Origin of the sequence: Kitasatospora sp. GP30, assembly GCF_029892145.1 — a bacterium.
Taxonomy (GTDB): Bacteria; Actinomycetota; Actinomycetes; order Streptomycetales; family Streptomycetaceae; genus Kitasatospora; species Kitasatospora acidiphila.
The window spans coordinates 67295-83538 of record NZ_JARZAH010000005.1 but is presented as its reverse complement, the minus strand read 5'-3'; the positions used below and the strand labels follow the sequence as shown (position 1 = coordinate 83538).

The following is a 16244-nucleotide window of genomic DNA, read 5'->3' as shown; positions in this document are numbered from 1 at the left end:
TCATCCGACTGAAAGACAGCCACAGCAAATGACCGAGAACGAACAGCAGCCCTCCTCCCAAGGCCCGGGAGCCTGGGTCACGTTCAAGGAATCCCACCCAGCGGTCAAGGCGATCCTGGCCGGTGTCATCGTCAACCGCCTCGGCGCCTTCCTCACCATCTTCCTCGTGCTCTACCTGGTCTCGAAGGGCTACTCCACGGCCGAGGCCTCGCTGGCCCTCGGGGCTTACGGCGCCGGCGGCATGGTGGGCGTGCTGGTCGGCGGTGCGCTCGCCAGCCGGCTCGGCGCGCGCAACGCCACCGTGCTGAGCATGGCCAGCTCGGCGGTGCTGCTGGCCACCATCGTGTACGTGCCGAGCTACCCGGCGATCGTGGCCGCCGTCTTCCTGGTGAGTGCGGTCGGCCTGATGTACCGGCCGGCCTCGGCCTCGCTGCTCTCCGAACTCACCCCGGACACCCGGCAGGTGATGATTTTCGCGATCTACCGCTGGGGTCTGAACCTGGGCACGATGGCCTCACCGCTGCTCGGCTACGCCCTCTTCAACCTGCGCCACAAGAGCTACACCGTGCTCTTCTGGGGCGAGGCGCTGGTCGCGGTGGTCTACGCGCTGATCGCCTTCTTCCTGATCCCGAGGAAGCACGACGAGGCTGACGTCGCCGCGTCGGCCAAGGCCGAGAGCAGCGAGCCGGCGCCGGCCGCCGACGGGCCGTCCACCACCGAGCAGTCCGCCGCCACGGCCGGGCCGACCGGCTACCGCGCGGTCCTGCGGGACCGCCGCTACATGTTCTTCCTGATCGGCATGCTGTTCAACACGGTCGTCTACGTGCAGTACACCAGCACGCTGCCGCTGGACGTCGCCAAGGAACACGTGAACGTGCTCTGGTACACGCTGGCGGTGGCGCTCAACGGCTTCATGGTCATCGTCTTCGAGCTGCCGCTGACCAAGTTCACCCAGAAGTGGCCGCTGCGGCTGAGCGTCGTGATCCCCTGGGCGCTGGTCGGCCTCGGCGAGATGTTCTACGGCTTCCCGCTGGGCGGGGCGGTCATCCTGATCGGCACCCTCATCTGGACCACCGCCGAGATCATGGGCGGCCCGGCGGTCTTCTCCTTCCCGGCCACCGCCGGGCCCGCCCACCTCAAGCCGGTCTACATCAGCAGCTTCCAGTTCATCTTCAACCTCGGCACCGCGATCGGCCCGGTCATCGGCGGGGAACTCTTCCTCGGCCTCGGCCGCGCGGTCTGGCCGACTCTCGGCCTGCTCTCCGCCGCGGCGTGCGTGCTCGGGCTGTTCGCCTTCCCGGGCGCCAAGAAGGCCGCCATGGACGGGACTCCGGAGCCGGAGCCGGTCACCGAGTCCGTCTGATCCCGGTACGGGCCGGTGGTCACCCGGCAGCCGGCCCGTACCGACAGCACTACACCGCAGGCCGTACCGCCGCCCCTCCGGTGACCCCACGCGAAGCGGCGCGCGCGGCGCACGGCCGCATGAACGACATCCCGTCTGGCGAATCCACCACCACACGCCAGCACGGTGCGCACGGTACATCCCGTTGAGGGGGCGCTCATGAACACTGCCGACCGCATTCCCATCGACTCGGTGCTGCCCGGGGAATCCCCGCGATTCACCATCGAGGACAAGGCCCACATCGCTCGTCTCGCCGAAACCGATGCGACGCTGCCGCCGATCCTGATCCACCGTCAGACCATGCGGGTCATCGACGGGTTGCACCGCTTGCGGGCCGCCCAACTCAAGGGCGAGGACTCGATTGCCGTCGAGTACTTCGACGGCACCGAGGAGGCCGCCTACCTGCTTTCGGTGGAAGCCAACATCGCACACGGGCTGCCGCTCACCGTCTCCGAGCGCAAGGCGGCCGCCGAACGCATCGTCACCATGCATCCGGAGATGTCCGACCGATCGATCGCGCGGAACACCGGGCTCTCCGCGAAGACGGTCAGCGAGATCCGCCGCCGCTCGACCGGCGACAGTGGACAGTCGGACGCCCGGGTGGGGCGCGACGGCCGACTGCGGCCGGTCAACGCGGACGAGGGCCGCCGCCGGGTGGCGAAGGTCATCAGGGAGCGGCCCGACGCCTCGCTCCGGGAGATCGCCCAGGCCGCCGGGGTCTCGGTGAGCACCGCGCACGGGGTGCGGTGCCGGATCCGCGACGAGGAGCCGGTCCAGCCGGGCGCCGCCAGGACCGGTTCGGTCCCGGCCCAGCGGACAGATTCGCAGTCCTTCACCAAGTGGACGGCCACAACGCCGCCCGCGCAGTCCGGGACATCCGAGGCGTCCGCGCAGAGGCTTGCGGAGTCCGGGCCCGCACGGCGGGCCGGCGTGGCGGCGGATCCGGCGCCCAGCCGGCTCGGCTCGCAGCGTCTGCCGGCCCAGCGGCGCGCCGACGAGGCGTTCGCCGGCCTGGAGAGGCTGCGCCGGGACCCGTCGCTGCGGTTCACCGACAGTGGCCGCGCGCTGCTGACCTGGCTCCACCAGCGGCTGGTGGTGGTCAGCGAGGCGGAGCACGAACTCCAGTCGATTCCACCACACTTGCTCACGACCGTATCGGCCCTCGCACTGGAGTGCGCCGACAACTGGCGAGAGTTGGCGACCGAACTACGCGGGCGCGCAAGACAGATCGGATAGGGGAAGCCGTGATCGTCAGACTTGACCACGTGGGAGTGGCGACCGGCGACCCGCAGGGTGCCGGCGACCTGCTGGCCGCCCTCGGCCTGACCGCCGGGGATCGCGGCAACGCCGAGACGTACGGCGTCAGTTGTGACTTCTGGCAGGCCGACAAGGGCGGCTGCGCCGTCGAACTGGTCGCGCCACTGAACGACGAGGCGGCGATCAGCCGCCGGCTGGCCGAGCACGGACCGGGGCTCTATCACATCGCCTTCGAAGTGGACGACGTGGTAGCCGAGTTGGAGCGCCTGCGGGGGCTCGGCCTGGTCCCGGTGGACCGCGAGCCGCAACCGGGGGCCCGGCCCGGCATGTGGGTGGCCTTCGTCTACGCCAAACGCCCGGCGGGGCTGCTGATCGAGCTGGTCGAGTACCGGCGCACCGATCCACCGGTCGCCGGCGACACCTACGCCCACCCCGGCACCGCGGCCGGGGCCCCATGAGAACCGCCATCGACGAGCTCCTGCCGGGCTCCGCCGAACTGCGCGAACTCCCTGCCCTGAAGCCCTTCCTGGGGCTCCCGCCGGACACCATCGCGGTGGTCGAGCGGCAAGCCGGCCACCTCTCCCCCGCCGCGCTGCGGGACGCCCTGCTGGAGCAGGCGGTCCTCGCGGGCGCGGTGGTCCGCACCGATCCGGTGGTCCGGGTACGTTCCTTCACCGGCGGGACCGGTGGCGCGGCCAAGTACGCTCTCGGGGCGGGCCGTTCGGCCGCCACCGTGCCGCTCTCCGGTGAAACTCCCGGCGAAGACTTGCCATAGTAAAACCTGGCTGGCAGCATCGCTTGCGGATTGATACCCGAGTTCCCGGACCCCTGAGTCCCCGGACTCCCAAGTTCCCGGACTCCTAAGTCCCCGGACTCCTAAGTCCCCGGACCCCTGGGTTTCCGAACTCCGAGGCGTTCATGATTTCCAATCTTCTTGAGCTCCACGCCTCTTGAGCTCCAGCATTCGCGAGCTCCATATTTCTTGAGCTCCAACGTTCGCAACCTTCTTGAGCTCCAACCTACTTGAGCTCCAGAGCTCCTATGTTCACTGACAGGGGATGGCTTTGAACGGACAGGAAGTCGAACTGCTCGCCATCGGGGCCGGCCCGGCGAATCTCGCCCTGGCCGTGGCCCTGGAGGAATTGGCGCCCAGTGACGTGGCCAGAAAGACCCTCCTGGCCGAGCAGCACGATTCGGTGGTGTGGCAGCGCGGAATACTGCTGCCCTGGACGCAGAGCCAGGTCTCCTTCCTCAAGGACCTGGTGACGCTGCGGAATCCGCGCAGCAAGTTCTCGTTCATCAACTACCTGCACACGGTCGGCCAGCTCGACGAGTTCATCAACCTCGGTACCTTCACGCCGTACCGCCAGGAGATCTCCGGGTACCTGCAGTGGGTGGCCGACTCCCTGAGCGAGGTGCGGGTCGCCTACGGCATGCGGTGCGAGGGCATCACCCCGAGGCGGGGTGCCGGCGGCAAGGTCACCGGCTGGCTGGCCGCCTTCTCCGACGGCACCGAGGTGGCCGCCCGGGACTTGGTGATCGGCGCCGGGCGGGACGCCCGGATCCCCGCCGAGTTCGCCGGCCTCCCGGCCGAGCGGGTGATCCACAGCACCGAGTACTCCGCCCGGATCGCCGACCTCGACCCGGCCGGCAAGCACCGGATCATGGTGATCGGCGGGGCGCAGAGCGCTGCCGAGCTGCTCTGGGCGGCGCACCAGGGGTTCCCGGCCGCCGAGACCACACTGGTGATGCGCTCGATCGGCCTGAAGAACTACGAATCGAGCAAGTTCACCAACGAGATCTACTACACCTCGTTCATCGACGAGTTCCACTCGGCCTCCCCGGATGCCCGCGAGCAGCTGCTCCGGGAAATGCACCTGAGCAATTACGCGGGACTGGCTCCGGCCATGCTGGAGACGCTCTACCGGCAGCGCTACCTGGAGCGCCTCGCCGGCGCCGAGCGGCTCAAGATCGTGACGATGACCGAGATCACCGCGACCCGCATGGAGGGCGAGGAGATCGTCCTCACGATGCGCGACCGGAAGACCGGGGCGATCAGCGAATCGCGCTGCGATCTGGTACTGCTCGGCACCGGATTCAACGGGGCGATGCCGAAACTCGTCGAGGAGCTGGCCGGCGAACTCGGCCTCGACGAGATCACCGTCGACCGCAATTACCGGCTCGCCGTTCCGAATTCCGCCGACGGCGCCTCGTGCTATCTGCAGGGCGTGAACGAGGCCACTCACGGCATCTCGGACTCGCTGCTCAGCGTGCTGGCCGGCCGTTCCGGCGAGATCGTCTCCGACCTGCTGCTGCACCGCGGGCAGGACGGCCGGCACACCCCGCTGCTGGCCGACGTCGCCTGACGGATCGTCAGCTCTCCGTCACTTGCTCGCACCGGCACTTTTCGAGGAGATTCCCCATGGCACATGAGATCCGTCCGCTGGACCGGGTAGGGCTGAAGCTCGACAACCAGTTGCGCGCCCAGCGGCTGGTGCCCTGGCCGCTGCTGAACGCCCCGTTCGAGGGTTCCTGGTGCGTCGTCGCACCCGGGACCGAGTCGGGCGAGCACGGGCACCACGAGTACGAGATCTGGATCGCGCTGTCCGGCGCCTCGGAGATCCGCAGCGAGGGCAAGCGGGTGCCGTTCGTCGCGGGCGACATCATCCACTTCGAGCCGCACACCGTGCACCAGGTGGTCAACGCCTCGGACGCCGACTTCGAGTTCTACGCGATCTGGTGGGACGCCGACCTGGCGGGCGGCTTCCTGACCCGCCACCAGGAGGGCCCGCACGCCGGGACCGGGCCGAACGGCGGTGCCGGGGCATGACCGAGCCCGACCAGCGGCCCCGGATCCTGATCGCGGCCACCCCGACGCCCAACGGAGACCTGCACGTGGGCCACATGGCCGGTCCGTACCTGGCCGCGGACGTCTACGCCCGCTACCTGCGGGCCACCGGCCTGTCGGTGACGGCCACGACGGCGACCGACGACAGCCAGACCTATGTGGTCTCCACCGCCCAGCGCAGGAACACCACGCCCGCCCGGCTGGCGGCGGACTCCACGGTGGCCATCGAGCGTTCGCTGACCGCGATGGGGATCGAACCGACCGCCCCCGAGGGCCGGGTGCTGCCGCCGATCGACGCCCGCTACCGCGAGGCGGTGATGGAGTTCGTCACCGCGCTGCACGAGGCCGGCCGGCTGCGCACCCTGACCGTCCGCCTGCCGTACGCCGAGCGCGCCGGCCGGCACCTCTACGACGGTCTGCTGACCGGTACTTGCCCGTCCTGTGGGGCCGGCAGCAGCGGCGGCACCTGTGAGGACTGCGGCCATCCGAACAACTTCGACGAACTGCTCGACGCCCGCTACGCGTTGGATCCGGAGGAGCCGGTCTCGTTCCGCGAGGAGACCATCCTGGTGCTGCCCATGGAGGAGTACCGGGCCGAGTTGGAGGCGCACTTCGCCGAGGTGCTGCCGCGCTGGCGTCCGCACCCCGCCCAGCTGATCCGGGAGCTGCTGGCCCGTCCGCTGCCGGTCATCCCGGTAACGATTCCGGGCAGTTGGGGTGTCCCCGCACCGTTCGCGCCGTCCCCGGGCCAGATCGTCTACCCGTGGGTCGAGGCCATGCCCGCCTCCATGTACGCCACCTGGTGGGCCAACGGCGAGGACCAGGCGCTCCCGTACGACGAGTACTGGAAGGCGTCGAACGGCGCCGAACTGGTCTACTTCCACGGCTTCGACAACGTCTACCACTGGGGCCTGGTCGACCTGGTCCTGCTGCTCGCGCACGGCGACCGCTACATCCGGCCGAGCGCCAGCGTGGTCAACGAGTTCTACGAGCTGGACCACGCCAAGTTCTCCACCAGCCGGAACCACCTGATCAGGGGCGCCGAGCTGGTGGCCACCACTCCTCGGGACACGGCCCGGTTCTACCTGGCGCTGACCCTGCCCGAGCGGGAGCGGACCAACTTCGACCGGGCCGGCCTGGCCGAGGTCACCGCCCGCCGGCTGACCGGTCCGTGGAACGAGCTGGCGGCCAGGCTGGCGAGCCTGACGGACGCGGCCGGCAGCGCACCGCAGCAGGTCACCGCCGCGGGACGGGCGGACCAGGAGCGGTTCGCGACGGCCATGCGCGGCTGCTTCGAGCTGACCGGCTTCAGTGTGGCCCGGGCGGCCGAGCTGATCGCCGACCGGGTCGCCACCCTCAACGAACGCGCCTCTGGGCAAAGCGAGTTGGGTGACCTGCTGGTCGCCGTGAGGTCGCTGCTCGGCTGGGCCGCACCGATCCTGGTGGACACCGCGCGGCTGGCCGCCGAGGCCGGAGTGGTGCTCTCGCTCGCCCCTGAGCCGGTCGACAAGATCGCACCGTTCCGCCTTCCGTCGCTGCCGTGACCTCGACCTCCCTGCGACCGGACGCCGCAGCCGCCCACCCCCGGGTGGGCCGGGCCGAACGCCTGCTGCTGCCGGCCGCGTTCGTCACCAACCTGGGCAACAACATCCAGCTGATCGCCGCTTCGCTGCTGATCTACCGCAGTACCGGCACGGCGCTCTCGGTCGGTTGGGTGTACATCGCGACGGCGCTTCCGCAGGTGGCGCTCTCGGCGCTGTTCGGGCGGCTGGCGGACCGGTTCGACCGGCGGACGCTGTGCCTGCTGTCCGATGTGACCAGTGCGCTCGCCGCACTGGCCCTGCCGGTGTGGCTGCTGGCCCACGGCTCGGCCGGGGCCGGGGCCTATGCCGTCAGCTTCGTGCTGGCCTGCCTGGCGGCGCTGTTCACGCCCGCCAGTCAGGCGCTGGTCAAGGAGCGGATCGCCACCGAGCGGCTGGGAACGTTCAGTTCGCGCTACGAGATGGCGGTCCAGGCCGGCATGGTGCTCTCGGGTCTGATCGGCGGACTGGTTGCCCAGTTCGCCGGGGTGGTACCGCTGTTCTTCTTCAACGCGGTGACCTTCCTGCTCTCCGGCTTGTGCATGCTGCTGATCGGACGCCACCGCCCGGTGGCCCGACTGGCTTCTGCCGAACCGGAATCCGAGCGGGTTCCGGACGGGCCGGTGGTCCGGCTCGGCGCCCTGTACTGCATTGGCAGCGTCATCGCGACCACGGCCAACACCTTGCTGATGGTCGTGGTGGTGCGCCGGTTCCATCAGGGCTCCGGCCTGCTCGGCGTGGTCGACGCGCTGGCCTGCGTCGGCATGCTGATCGGGGCGGCGCTGTACCAGCGGTGGCAGCACCGGGTCGACTACCGGCAGCTGCTGCTCTGGGGCTACCTGGTCTGCGCGCTGCTGGCGCTGGTCCAGCCGATCTCGGTCTGGACCATGCTGCCCGGCATCCTGCTCGGCGGGACGACCTTCGCGCTCGGCCGGCTGCCGTCCCGGGTCGAGCTGACCCGGGCGGTCCGCGCCGAGCGGGCCGGGCGGGTGTTCGGCACCGTCAACGCGCTCGGCCTGGCCGCCGCCGTGCTGGTCACCGTGCTGGTCGCGACGGTCTGCGACCACGCCGGGGTGGTCCGCGGCTACCTCACCCTGGCGGCCGTCACCGCACTGCCCGTCGTGCTGCTGGCGGGATCGCTCCTCATGCGCCCCAGGGCGCACAACTCACGTCGTACCCAATCCGGTTGAACGGAGAGACCCGTGAAACTGCTGACCATCGAAACCATCCAGTACCTGTCGTACTACATCTCGCGCTATCGGCAGGTCGAGGCCTTCGGCGTGGACCTGTACGTGCTCAACGGCGAAGGGACGCCCGACTTCTGGCCCGAGGAGAAGTACCGGCTCGCCGGCACCCGGGACGTCTCGCGCATCGTCGAGCTGGCCCAGGAGTGGCACAAGACCGAGCAGTTCGACGGCGTGATCACCTTCTCCGAGTCCGCGGTGATCACCGCCGCTGCGGTGGCCGAGGGCCTCGGCCTGCCCGGCATCGGGGTGGAGGCCGCCAAGGCGAGCCGCAACAAGTACCTGATGCGCCAAGCGCACGAGCGCGGCAACGCCCCGCACCCGGCCTTCCGCCTCGTCGAGTCGGCGGACGAAGCCCTCGCCGCGGCCGGGGAGTTCGGCTACCCGGTGATCATCAAGCCGACCATGGGCGCCGGCAGCAACTACGTCTTCAAGGTGGACGACGAGGCCGAACTCACCGAGCGTTACGCGCAGGCGGCCGAGGGCATCCAGAAGATGTTCTGGGCCAACTCCGAGGTGGCCGGCCTGGACCTCGGTCCGAACGGCCTGCTGGTGGAGTCCTTCCTCGACGGGAAGGAGTACCTGATCGAGGCGCTGGCCTGGGACGACGAGGTCTACCTCGGCTCGGTGGTGGACCGGATCACGGTCGAGGGCGCGACCTTCGACGACGACGTGCACCACGCGCCGACCTCGATGAGCGCCGAGGACCTGGCGGCCGTCCACGAGGTGGTCAAGGCCGGTCTGCACGCCCAGGGCCTGCGCCGCAGCGTCGCGCACGCCGAAGTCCGGTTCCACCAGGGCAAGCCCTACCTGCTGGAGATCGCGGCCCGGGTGGGCGGCGGCGGCCTGGACGAGATCGCCCGGCTGACGGCGGCCCACGACCCGATCAAGGCCGTGGCCGACATCGGCGCGGGCAAGCGTCCCGAGGTGCGGCACTTCCAGCCGACCGGGGTGCACACCGCCTCGATGTGCCTGATCAGCGATGGCGGCGTGGTGCGCGGCATCGACGTGCCGGCCGAGGTCAGCGACTCCGAGAAGGCCTTCCTGCTGAAGATCACCGCACGGCCCGGGGACGTCATCCTGCGCCCGCCGTACGGCAACACCATCTTCGGCTTCCTGGGCACCACCGGCGACTCGCTGGAGGACGCCATGGAGACCATGAACGACTTCGCCGCGAAGATCACCGTCGACCTAGACCCGTACCCGGTGGAGGAGAAGTGATCGACTACAACGGCAGGCGGTTCCGCCCGGTCGGGGCGGACCACGGCGAGTCGGGGCGCGTGGCGCAGTACCGCCAGCGCGGCAACCTGCTCTGGGGCGAGTTCTCCGGCGGCGACGCCCGCCGGGGCACCCTCACCGGGCTCTGCGGCCCCGACGGCGAACTGGAGTTCGCGTACTGCGTGGTGCTGAGCGACGGGGAGGTGGTCTCCGGCCGCTGCCGCTCCACCCCCGCGACCCTCCCCGACGGCCGGATCCGGCTGGCCGAGACCTGGGAGCGGTACGGCCCGCACGCGGCCAGCGGGGTGTCGTACCTGGAGGAGATCGAGGCGGACAGCGACGCCGCCGACCACGACGAGAGGCAGGAGCGGCGATGAACGACAGCGCGAAGAAGCCCAAGCAGGGCGGAGTCGTCACCTGGGCGATGGCCCCCGGATTCCCGCCCGCGGTGATCTTCCCGTTCACCCCCGCGGAGCGGATGGGCACCCGCAACATCCTGGAGTTCCAGGCCCTCATGTACCGCACGCTGTACTTCTTCGGAAGCAACGGCGTGCCGGACGTCGACTACGCCAACAGCATCGGTGAGGAGCCGGTCTGGAGCGAAGACGGCCTGACCGTCACCATCACTGTCAAGCCGTGGAAGTGGTCCAACGGCGAGACGCTCTGCGCCGACAACGTGCTGTTCTGGGTCAACCTGATGAAGGTCAAGGGCGCACGGTACGGGGAGTACGTCCCCGGCTACTTCCCCGACAACCTCACCGACTACGGCAAACTCGCCGACAACCAGGTCTACTTCACCTTCGACAAGGTCTACTCGCAGCGCTGGGTGCTCTTCAACCAGCTCTCCACCATCACCCCGCTGCCCAAGGCCTGGGACCGGACCGCTGACGGCCCGGCCAATGCCTCGGGCGACCTCGCCGATGTCGAGAGCGTCTACGCCTACCTGATGGCGGAGCAGGGCGACATCCTGGACGAGGGGAACGCGCACCGCACCAAGTGGGCCGACAGCCCGATCTGGTCCATCGTCAGCGGCCCCTGGAAACTGAAGAGCTACACCCTTGAGGGAATCGTCACCTTCGTTCCCAACCCGCACTACTCGGGGCCGAACAAGCCCTACCTGGACGAGTTCCGGCAGGTCCCGACTGACTCCGACGAGGAGCAGTACACCCGGCTGCAGGCCGGCCCGGACGGGTCGGACGCGATCCAGGTCGGCTTCCTGCCGCTGAGCTTCGCCACCGAGCCTGCGGTGAGCCCGGACAAGGGCGGCCCCAACCCGCTAACCGGCTACACGATGTACCCGCAGACCGCCTACTGCGTCCGCTACATCTCGCTCAACTTCAACAACCCGACGGTGCAGGGCAAGCTCTTCGCCCAGCCGTACTTCCGCCAGGCCCTGCAGTCCAGCGTGGACCAGGACTCGGCGGTGCGCGACGTCTACAAGGGCTACGCCTACCGGCAGAACGGGCCGGTACCGGTCTTCCCGAAGACCGACTTCGTCTCGCCGCGCCAGCGCGAGGGCGCCTGGCCGCTGCCGTTCGACCCCGAGCGGGCCAAGCGCCTGCTGGCGGAGAACGGTTGGGACACCTCCACCACTCCGGCGGTCTGCGTCAATCCGGGCACCGGCCCGGGCCAGGCCGGTGAGGGCATCCCGGCGGGGACGTGGGCGAGCTTCCTGCTGCGCTACGTCGAGGGCCGGCCCGCCCTGACCCGGGTGATGGAGCAGTTCCGCGACGACGCCGCCAAGGCCGGTATCGAGGTGCGCCTGCAGGAGGTCTACGGCTCGGTGCTGGTGGCCGAGGACGCGCCGTGCGTCCCCAGCCCGGAGGAGCCGTGCCGCTGGGAGGCGTGCAACTGGAACGGCGGCTGGGTCTTCCACCAGCCCACCGGCGAGATCCTGTTCAGCACGGGCGCCGGCGGCAACTTCGGGCACTACACCGACCCGCGGGCCGATGAGCTGATCGAGAAGACGGTGACCAGCGACGACCTGGCGGCGCTCTACGAGTACCAGGACTACATCGCCGAGCAGGTGCCGGTGATCTTCATGCCGAACTTCCCGATCCGGATCTTCGAGGTCTCCGACCAGTTGCACGGCTTCGGCCCGGTCAACCCGTACGGGATGATCAACCCCGAGAACTGGTACTACGTTGAGGACTGAGGCGACCTTGGCCGCCGTGGCGCCGATCGCCCCGATCGGCGCCCACCCGCTGCTGGTGCTGCTGCTCCAGCTCGGGGTGCTGCTGACGCTGGCGGTGCTGCTGGGGCGCCTCGCGGTGCGGCTCGGCTGGCCGGCGGTGGCGGGCGAGCTCTGCGCCGGGGTGCTGGTCGGCCCCTCGGTGCTCGGGTCGCTCTCCCCCGGGCTGGCCGGGTGGCTCTTCCCGCACAACGTCGAGCAGGTCCACATGCTCGACGCGGTGGGCCAGTTGGGGGTGCTGCTGCTGGTGGGTGTGAGCGGCAGCCACCTGGACTTCACACTGGTCCGCAAGCAGGGGACGACCGCCGCCCGGGTCAGCGCGGCCGGGCTGCTGCTGCCGCTCGGCCTGGGCGTCGGTCTCGGCCTGCTGCTGCCCGCCTCGCTGCTCGCCCCGCACAGCAGCCGGACCACCTTCGCGGCCTTCCTGGGCGTGGCCATGTGCGTCAGCGCCATCCCGGTGATCGCCAAGACCCTGCTGGACATGAACCTGCTCCACCGCGACATCGGCCAACTCACCATGACCGCGGGCATGCTGGACGACGCGGTCGGCTGGCTGCTGCTGTCCGTCGTCACCGCGATGGCCACCACCGGGGTCAGCGGCGCCAACGTGGTGCGCTCGGTGGCCTCGCTGGCGGCCGTGGTGCTGCTCGCCGCCCTGGCCGGGCGGCTGCTGGTCGGCCGCCTCTACCGCTGGGCCGAACGCAACGGCGGCACCGGCACGGTGGTCGGCATCACGGCGGTGCTGGTCCTGCTGTCGGCCGCGGGGACACAGGCGCTCGGGCTGGAACCCATCTTCGGCGCCTTCGTCTGCGGGGTGACCGTCACGGCGACCGGGGCGGTGAGCCCGCTGCTGCTGGCGCCGCTGCGGACCGTGACGCTCGCGGTGCTGGCGCCCGTCTTCATCGCCTCGGCGGGGCTGCGGATGGACCTGACCGCGCTGGCCCACCCGACGGTGGCCCTGATGGCGCTGACGGCCCTGCTGGTCGCCGTGGTGGGCAAGTTCGGCGGCGCCTACCTGGGGGCCCGGACCAGCCGGCTCGGGCGCTGGGAGGCGCTGGCGCTCGGCGCGGGCATGAACGCCCGCGGTGTGGTCCAGGTGGTGATCGCGATGGTCGGGCTGCGCCTGCACGTGCTGGACTCCGCGACCTACACCGTGATCGTCCTGGTCGCCGTGGTGACCTCGCTGATGGCACCCCCGGTCCTCCGGTTCGCGATGGCCCGGATCGACCTGACCCCGATGGAACAGCTGCGACGGACCGCCCAGTTCGGGCCGGCCGTCCCCGAGAAGCAGACCGTGTGAACGGCTGAGGACAGAGAGATGACGATGACGAACCAATTCGCCGATTTCGGTATCGCGGGCTTCGGCTACTCGCTCGGCGCCGACCAGAAGGTCGAAGCCGAGGTGCTCACCGAGTTCGTGGACGACCCCGAGCGGGTGCTCCAGTGGGGCTACCAGACCTTCCACCGGGCGCCCGAGGACGTGACGGCGATCGAGTTGTCCGCCCGGGCGGCCCGCAACGCCATCGAGGACGCCGGACTGACCGTCGACGACGTGGACTACGTCGTGCTGGCGCTCTCCGACGTGCCCGGCTACCTCAACTGGGACGCCTCCTCGGCGCTGGCCCGCGAGATCGGGGTGCGGCTCAAGCCGAACCTGCTGCTCATGGAGGGCTGCGTCTCCGGCGTCACAGGTCTGGGCAACGTGGCCGGCCTGTTCGCCACCGACCCGAGCCTGCAGAACATCCTGTTCGTCGCGGTCAACCGGGTCAGCGAGTACCACCGCAACCGGATGCGGGTAAACAACTCCATCCACAGCGACGGCGCGTCGGCCGTGATCCTGCGCCGCGGCCACGAGTTCGGCCGCTGGCTGGCGACCGTCCAGTTCACCGACCCGGACGTGGCGGACTGGTTCCGCACCGACTTCGGCGGCGAGGTGGCGCCGGTCGCGCCGGCCGACTGGTCCTCCCAGACCCAGGCCAACGGCCTTGAGGCGGTGGTCGACCACTTCCGCACCGACCCGAAGGGGCTGCAGACCTTCGTCACCGCGCTCAACCAGCGGCTGGTCGAGGTGACCGACCAGGCCTGTGCGAAGGCCGGGGTCGAGCGCTCGTCGATCAAGAAGATCATCCACCTGAACGACAACCAGGGCTCGTTCGAGGAGATCGCCGAGGTCTTCGGCGTCCCGATCAGCAGCACCAGCGCCGAAGTCGCCGCCCAGCACGGCCACATGGGCGCGGCCGACCACCTGGTGACGCTCGCCGAGTACACCCGCAGCGGCGAGTTGGTCTCCGGCGACCTGGTCGCGCTGATCGGCATCTCCATCGGCATGCGCTGGTACTGCACCCTGGTCAGGATCTGATGCCCGAACTCGTCGACGCACTCAAGGCGGCCGTCGCCGCCGGCACGGCTCCCAGCCCCGACCTGCGCCTCGCGCTGGCCCAGACCTACGATCCGAGCGTGCTGCGCAAGGCCGGCCGGGCGCTAGCCCGGCTGACTGACCCGGACGGCAGACTGCGGCCGGTGCGGCTCTCGGTGGTCGCCGCCTGCACCGTCGGCCCGCTCGAACCCCTGCTGCGCGCCTGCCTGGTGGGCGCCGGAGCACTGCCGGCGATCGAGGTCGCCCCGTACGGGACCTTCGAACTCACCCTGGCCACCGGCGGTTTCGACCACGCCGCCGACCTGCTGCTCTGCCTGCTGGACGAGTCCTACTTCGTTCCGGACGACCTGGACGTCACCGCGCCGGAGGCCGCCGGTCCCTATCTCGAAGAGCGGCTCGCCCAGTTGAGCGGACTGGTCGGCGCGGCGCTGCGCGGGACCGAGGCGACCCTGGTCCTGCACACCGTTCCGCTGCCGCGCTCACTGCGCGACACCGTGATCAGCCTGCGGACCAGGAACGCGCTGACCAGGCTCTGGCACCGGCTCAACGCCGGGCTGCTGGCACTCGCCGAGGAGCACCCGCAGGTGCAGGTCGTCGACCTGGTCGGGCTGCTCGCCGAGTCGTCGGTGGCCGCCCGTGACCAGCGCCTGCACAAGTACGCCGATCTGCCCTACACCGACGGGGCGTTGCTGATCCTCGCCAGCGAGGTGCGGCGGATCGCGCAGGCCCGCTCGGGGCTGTCCAAGAAGGTGCTGGCGCTCGACTTGGACAACACCCTCTGGGGCGGGGTCCTGGGCGAGGTCGGCTCGGAGGGCGTCGAACTCGGCGGGCTCTACCCGGGCAAGAGCTTCCAGGATCTGCAACGGACCGTCAGCCGGCTGCGTGAGCAGGGCGTGGTTCTGGTACTGGCCAGCAAGAACGACCCCGGCCCGGTCGAGGAGGCGCTCAGCCGGCACCCGGCGGTGCTGCTGCGCCCGGAGGCCTTCTCGGTCAGCATGGTCAACTGGGCGCCGAAGGCGGGCAATCTGCACAAGGCCGCCGACACGCTGGGGTTGAGCACCGACTCGTTCGTCTTCATGGACGACTCGGACTTCGAGCGCGGCAGCGTGGCGGCCGAGCTGCCCGAGGTCGCCATCATCGACTCCAGTGGCGAGCCGGCCCAGCTGGTCGACTCGCTGGTGCGGCACGGCTGGTTCGATGTGGTCGAGTTGACCGGCACGGATCTGAAAAGGCCCGAGCTCTACCGGGCGCGCAGTCTGCGCAACGACTTCTCCGGCGGCTTCAGCAAGGCGGAGGACTACCTGAAGGCGCTGGATCTGAGGGTGGCGGTCGAGCCGGTGACCCGGTTCACTGTTGCCAGGGCCGCTCAACTCGCGGCCCGAACCAATCAGTTCAACCTGACCGGGGTCCGGTTCGACGAGGCGGCCACGATCGCGATGATCGACGCCCCGGACCGGTTGGCGCTCACCGTCTCGGTCACCGACCGGTTCGGGGACGAGGGCCTGGTGGGTGCGGTCTGGCTGGAGCGGACCGCGGAGCGCTGGAGCGTGCTCAACCTGGTGCTGAGCTGCCGGGTGCTGTCCCGCGGTGTCGAGTTCGCGATCGCGGGACGGCTCGCCGCGCTGGCCGCGCAGGCCGGGGCCGAGGTGCTGGAGGGCCGCTTCACCCCTTCGGCGAAGAACGGTGTGGCGGCGGGGTTCTGGGAGAAGGCGGGATTCGTGCCGGACGGTGACGGGCACTTCGCCTTCGCACCGGGCAAGGCCCCGGACCCGACCCCGTCCTGGATCACCCTTGTCGAGAGCGCCGAGAGCACCGAGAGCGCCGAGACCATCGAGAGCGAGGAGCGGCAGCCATGAGGAACACCGTCGAGTCGGTCGGCACCGAGGTGCTCGAAGTGCTCAGCGAGGTGCTGAACCAGGAGCCGGAAGCGCTCACGGCGCAGCCGGTGCTGGCCAGTCACGACTGGGACAGCCTGGCCATGCTGGAGGCGCTGGCGCAGTTGGAGAGCGCCTTCGGCGTCCGCCTGGAGCTGCGGGCCTTCCAGGCCGTGCGGACCGTCGAGGACATGGCGGCCCTGGTGGCCGCCACCCTGAACAGCTGACCTGGATATCTGACGCATCATCAGAT

General features: G+C 70.0%; 15 protein-coding genes. All 15 read left to right on the top strand.

Annotated features, from left to right (window positions below):
* Window positions 1–28: 28 nt before the first annotated feature.
* The 15 genes from P3T35_RS10345 to P3T35_RS10275 all read left to right on the top strand — a co-directional run bounded on the left by P3T35_RS10345 (window position 29) and on the right by P3T35_RS10275 (window position 16218).
* Entirely contained in the window at window positions 29–1363 is a 1335-nt protein-coding gene (locus tag P3T35_RS10345; RefSeq protein ID WP_101384422.1) for an MFS transporter, read from the top strand.
* Between the two features lie 198 nt (window positions 1364–1561).
* Entirely contained in the window at window positions 1562–2638 is a 1077-nt protein-coding gene (locus tag P3T35_RS10340; protein ID WP_101384421.1) for a ParB N-terminal domain-containing protein, read from the top strand.
* A gap of 29 nt (window positions 2639–2667) precedes the next feature.
* A complete protein-coding gene (locus P3T35_RS10335) occupies window positions 2668–3117 on the top strand; it encodes a VOC family protein (protein ID WP_180356814.1) in 450 nt (149 codons plus the stop codon).
* Entirely contained in the window at window positions 3114–3434 is a 321-nt protein-coding gene (locus P3T35_RS10330; protein ID WP_101384420.1) for a hypothetical protein, read from the top strand. The genes P3T35_RS10335 and P3T35_RS10330 overlap by 4 nt, the downstream gene beginning before the upstream one ends.
* Window positions 3435–3717: 283 nt before the next feature.
* A complete protein-coding gene (locus tag P3T35_RS10325) occupies window positions 3718–5025 on the top strand; it encodes a SidA/IucD/PvdA family monooxygenase (protein ID WP_348533406.1) in 1308 nt (435 codons plus the stop codon).
* Window positions 5026–5081: 56 nt separating this feature from the next.
* Window positions 5082–5489, top strand: a complete 408-nt coding sequence (locus tag P3T35_RS10320; protein WP_101384418.1) for a cupin domain-containing protein — start codon at window positions 5082–5084, stop codon at window positions 5487–5489.
* Window positions 5486–7051, top strand: coding sequence for a class I tRNA ligase family protein (locus P3T35_RS10315; RefSeq protein ID WP_101384417.1), 1566 nt, complete (start codon window positions 5486–5488; stop codon window positions 7049–7051). Before P3T35_RS10320 ends, P3T35_RS10315 begins: the two co-directional genes overlap by 4 nt.
* Window positions 7048–8277 (top strand): MFS transporter, encoded by a 1230-nt coding sequence (locus tag P3T35_RS10310; protein ID WP_101384416.1) that lies wholly within the window; start codon window positions 7048–7050, stop codon window positions 8275–8277. Before P3T35_RS10315 ends, P3T35_RS10310 begins: the two co-directional genes overlap by 4 nt.
* Before the next feature lie 12 nt (window positions 8278–8289).
* Window positions 8290–9552 (top strand): ATP-grasp domain-containing protein, encoded by a 1263-nt coding sequence (locus P3T35_RS10305; protein WP_101384415.1) that lies wholly within the window; start codon window positions 8290–8292, stop codon window positions 9550–9552.
* Complete coding sequence (locus P3T35_RS10300) at window positions 9549–9926, top strand: hypothetical protein (RefSeq protein ID WP_101384414.1); 378 nt, start codon at window positions 9549–9551, stop codon at window positions 9924–9926. Before P3T35_RS10305 ends, P3T35_RS10300 begins: the two co-directional genes overlap by 4 nt.
* Window positions 9923–11704, top strand: a complete 1782-nt coding sequence (locus P3T35_RS10295; RefSeq protein ID WP_101384413.1) for an ABC transporter substrate-binding protein — start codon at window positions 9923–9925, stop codon at window positions 11702–11704. Before P3T35_RS10300 ends, P3T35_RS10295 begins: the two co-directional genes overlap by 4 nt.
* A gap of 16 nt (window positions 11705–11720) precedes the next feature.
* Window positions 11721–13040 carry a cation:proton antiporter gene (locus tag P3T35_RS10290; protein WP_280705413.1) on the top strand — a complete coding sequence of 440 codons (1320 nt, stop codon included), beginning with the start codon at window positions 11721–11723 and terminating at the stop codon, window positions 13038–13040.
* 24 nt (window positions 13041–13064) lie between these two features.
* Window positions 13065–14099 (top strand): 3-oxoacyl-[acyl-carrier-protein] synthase III C-terminal domain-containing protein, encoded by a 1035-nt coding sequence (locus tag P3T35_RS10285; RefSeq protein ID WP_101385565.1) that lies wholly within the window; start codon window positions 13065–13067, stop codon window positions 14097–14099.
* On the top strand, window positions 14099–15973 hold the full coding sequence (locus tag P3T35_RS10280; RefSeq protein ID WP_101384411.1) for an HAD-IIIC family phosphatase: 1875 nt from the start codon (window positions 14099–14101) through the stop codon (window positions 15971–15973). Before P3T35_RS10285 ends, P3T35_RS10280 begins: the two co-directional genes overlap by 1 nt.
* Window positions 15970–16218, top strand: a complete 249-nt coding sequence (locus P3T35_RS10275; protein WP_101384410.1) for an acyl carrier protein — start codon at window positions 15970–15972, stop codon at window positions 16216–16218. The genes P3T35_RS10280 and P3T35_RS10275 overlap by 4 nt, the downstream gene beginning before the upstream one ends.
* Window positions 16219–16244 lie beyond the last annotated feature (26 nt).